Annotated in this window: 4 protein-coding genes; 1 reads left to right on the top strand and 3 read right to left on the bottom strand. The window is 52.7% G+C overall.

Going from position 1 to position 2,842, the window contains the following annotated elements:
- Nucleotides 1-28 precede the first annotated feature (28 nt).
- The gene (locus IGQ15_RS09500; RefSeq protein WP_297051176.1) at nt 29-1,000 is read left to right on the top strand and encodes a sensor histidine kinase; all 972 of its coding nucleotides are present in this window, start codon (nt 29-31) and stop codon (nt 998-1,000) included.
- Here the strand turns inward: IGQ15_RS09500 and IGQ15_RS09505 are convergent.
- From IGQ15_RS09505 to IGQ15_RS09515, 3 genes are all read right to left on the bottom strand, one after another.
- A complete protein-coding gene (locus tag IGQ15_RS09505; RefSeq protein ID WP_297051178.1) occupies nt 930-2,069 on the bottom strand; it encodes a glycosyltransferase in 1,140 nt (379 codons plus the stop codon). The two genes, IGQ15_RS09500 and IGQ15_RS09505, sit on opposite strands and share 71 nt — an antisense overlap.
- Before the next feature lie 13 nt (nt 2,070-2,082).
- On the bottom strand, nt 2,083-2,298 hold the full coding sequence (gene sipA / locus IGQ15_RS09510) for a regulatory protein SipA (RefSeq protein WP_206200898.1): 216 nt from the start codon (nt 2,296-2,298) through the stop codon (nt 2,083-2,085).
- A gap of 85 nt (nt 2,299-2,383) precedes the next feature.
- Nucleotides 2,384-2,758 carry a cytochrome c gene (locus IGQ15_RS09515; RefSeq protein ID WP_297051179.1) on the bottom strand — a complete coding sequence of 125 codons (375 nt, stop codon included), beginning with the start codon at nt 2,756-2,758 and terminating at the stop codon, nt 2,384-2,386.
- Nucleotides 2,759-2,842 lie beyond the last annotated feature (84 nt).

Raw genomic sequence — 2,842 nt, forward strand, 5'->3', positions numbered from 1 at the left:
ATAACTTTAAGGAAAAGGTTGGTTTCAAATGAGTACGCAATCCTGTTGCCCTGTGGAGATAGAAATTACTGAGGCGCCCCCCCTTTCTAGCCAGCAGGAGACCCTGTTGGATATGCACAGTATCTTGAATACCCTCAATATCTTGCTGGGGGAACTGCAATTTTTGGAACTGGAACTCGATGATTGGGACGTATTGCAGCCCAGTCTGAAGAGCTTAGAACAACTTGTGAATGCTTTGGGCGATCGCCCGACCATTTTGGCCTATCTACAGCAAATCAGTGATCTACGGTCAGCGATCACCGGCAACATTGAAACTGCACTGGCTCAGTATCCCGACAAAGCCATGACCCCCGATGTGCAGGAGGCGGTGGCCAATATCCAATCGGTCTTTGACGTAGTGGAGGTGCGAGTGCAACAACTCCTTGCCCGGGAAAAGGCACCCACCGCTTGGGTCGAGGTGCCCATTGAACAATTGCAGGCTCAGTTTGAACAAGTCTTCCAAGCCATTGAGAAAAATAGTAAGGGGCGTTACCGCATTCTCCACAATATTGCTGCTCAGGAAGCTTCGGATTATTTTCTTACCTTTGATATTCAGACCCCCAATGGTCGCACGGTTTTAATGCCTCCCGTCTTTGAGGATGCGATGCGAGATTTAATTGCCAATGCCCGTAAATATACTCCCCAAGGGGGCAAAATCATTGCCGGACTGGTACAAACGGCCGATCATCTCAAGTTTGTGGTGGAGGATACGGGCTGTGGGATCCCCGTTGAGGAAATTCCTAAGGTGGTTGGCTTTGGCTACCGAGGCTCCAACGTTCAAGATCGCCGCACAATGGGGGGTGGCTTTGGGCTGACGAAGGCGTTCTTTGTCACCAAGCGCTTTCAGGGACGGATGTGGATTCGCTCAGCAGCCGGGGCGGGCACTCGCATTACCCTTGATTTGCCGATGCCGTCAACAATTGTTGCAGGTACATCTGAGCGGGGGGATAGTCAGGGTTAAATTCCAGGGTCTTCTGAAAATAGGCAATGGCGCGATCGCGCTCCTGAAGGGTCATGTAGGTAAACCCAAGACTGTAGGCAGGCTGGTTGGTCAGCCACTGGCGATCGAAGGGTTCGGCGCGATCGTAGGTTCCCTGCTCAAAGAGATCTAAACAGCGGTGAAAGTAGGGCAAGGCTCCCCGATGTAGGCCCAATTCAAAAATGAGTAACCCCGCCACATAGAGCAGGGGCGGATAACGATCAAAGAAGCGTAGGCCATAGCTGAGGTAATACTGAGCCGTTTCGTAGTCCTTGGCCTCAAAGGCGCGGTAGCTCACCCAAAAAAGGAGATGACGCAGCCATGTGGTGTCCCTCGGGAGTATCCCCTGTTCGACGGCAGGGGCAATCTGCTCAAGGGCTTGTTCATACCATGCTTGGGCGCGATCGCGATCGCCACAGGCAGCATAATGATCTCCAAGGCACACCAAGTTTTGCAGTCGGCGATCGCCCTGCTGCACCATTTTTTCGAGGATGGGGATATTGCGATCGCGAATTTTTGCGAGGAACTGGTCTTGACTTTGTTGGTTGTGGTGAATGAGATAGACCCCCTGCAACTGACCCACCACTGCCTGCCGTTCCCGATAGTACAGTTGCTCGTGGAGCGCTCCGACAAAGTGGAGATCAGGAAAACGGCGGCCAAAGCGGAGATTCCAAAACTCGCTCCAGTTGCGATTGCCCGCCTGTTCACGACGCAGCAGGCTCCACTGATTGATGGCATTCGCACTTTCAGCCGTCAATTGGTCTCGCCACTGGGGATCCGTGACCACCAATTCTTCATCGGCATCAATGTAGAAGACCCACTCCCCGCTTGCGTGGGCTAGGGAGGCATTGCGGGCGGCAGCAAAATCCGCTTGCCAGACAATGGAATGGACATGGGAGGTAAATTCGCGGGCAATGGCGATCGTCTCATCTGTCGAACCCGTGTCTACAATAATAATTTCATCCACCCAAGGCTGTACCGACTGCAAGCAACGCCGCAATTGATGGGCTTCGTTTTTGACAATCATGCACAGGGAAAGCAGTGAAGCCATGGCAGCGAAGGTACTACAGCCGCTTGAGATATTTGGCTTCTAGCAAAAAGGCACCCCGCTCTAGGCGCACCACCCAATAGTTCCCCGGCTGCTGGCCGAGGATCACTCCTTCTTCACCGAGGGTGAGGATACTGGCGGGACGCAACATTGGCATTGGCTCCGCTGTTTTCACATAGGGCGGCAGTTCCACAAGGCGAACGCGATCGCCCACCGCAAAGGCTTCTTCCATTCCCACCAAAGGATGCTCGAAATTGGTAATGCTGATAACACAATCTAATATACCGCCTCGACCTGTAGCGCTTTTGTCAAAAGTTTTAGAGTGTCTTCAAGTAGCTTAATAGGTCGGCCATGTCTTGGGGTTGGGCTTGAAACTTGGGCATGGGAGGGGTATTGCCACTGGTAATTTGCTGGATGAGTTTTGTTTGGGATCGACGGTGACTAATCTGCACGAGGCTAGGGCCGACTTCCCCCTTGCCATCCATGCCGTGACAGCCCGCGCAGTTGAGAATAAAAATTTGCTCGCCGCGACTCGGATCGCCCGCTGCCGCCCGTACCGATTGAATGTAGGGATCCCGCAGAGGCAACAGGAGAGAAACCCCCCAACCGCCGCCCACCACCAGCACTACCAAGACAGGCAGCAACCAGCGCCATACCGTTGATTTAGCCGCAACCGTGTTGACTAAACTCATTCACTTATCGGGAAAGATTAAAAATTGTTTATTATTGTTACAACTGCATTCTAAACCCTGCACTCCGCCAGATTCAAGTCACTA

The sequence above is a fragment of the Thermosynechococcus sp. M98_K2018_005 genome, from assembly GCF_015295825.1.
In the GTDB taxonomy this organism is placed as follows: domain Bacteria; phylum Cyanobacteriota; class Cyanobacteriia; order Thermosynechococcales; family Thermosynechococcaceae; genus Thermosynechococcus.

Bases quoted from the DNA above. Each gene is read 5' to 3' on its own strand.
- IGQ15_RS09500 (WP_297051176.1), top strand. From the start codon at position 29: ATGAGTACGCAATCCTGTTGCCCTGTGGAGATAGAAATTACTGAGGCG.
- IGQ15_RS09505 (WP_297051178.1), bottom strand. From the start codon at position 2,069: ATGGCTTCACTGCTTTCCCTGTGCATGATTGTCAAAAACGAAGCCCAT.
- sipA (WP_206200898.1), bottom strand. From the start codon at position 2,298: ATGGAAGAAGCCTTTGCGGTGGGCGATCGCGTTCGCCTTGTGGAACTG.
- IGQ15_RS09515 (WP_297051179.1), bottom strand. From the start codon at position 2,758: ATGAGTTTAGTCAACACGGTTGCGGCTAAATCAACGGTATGGCGCTGG.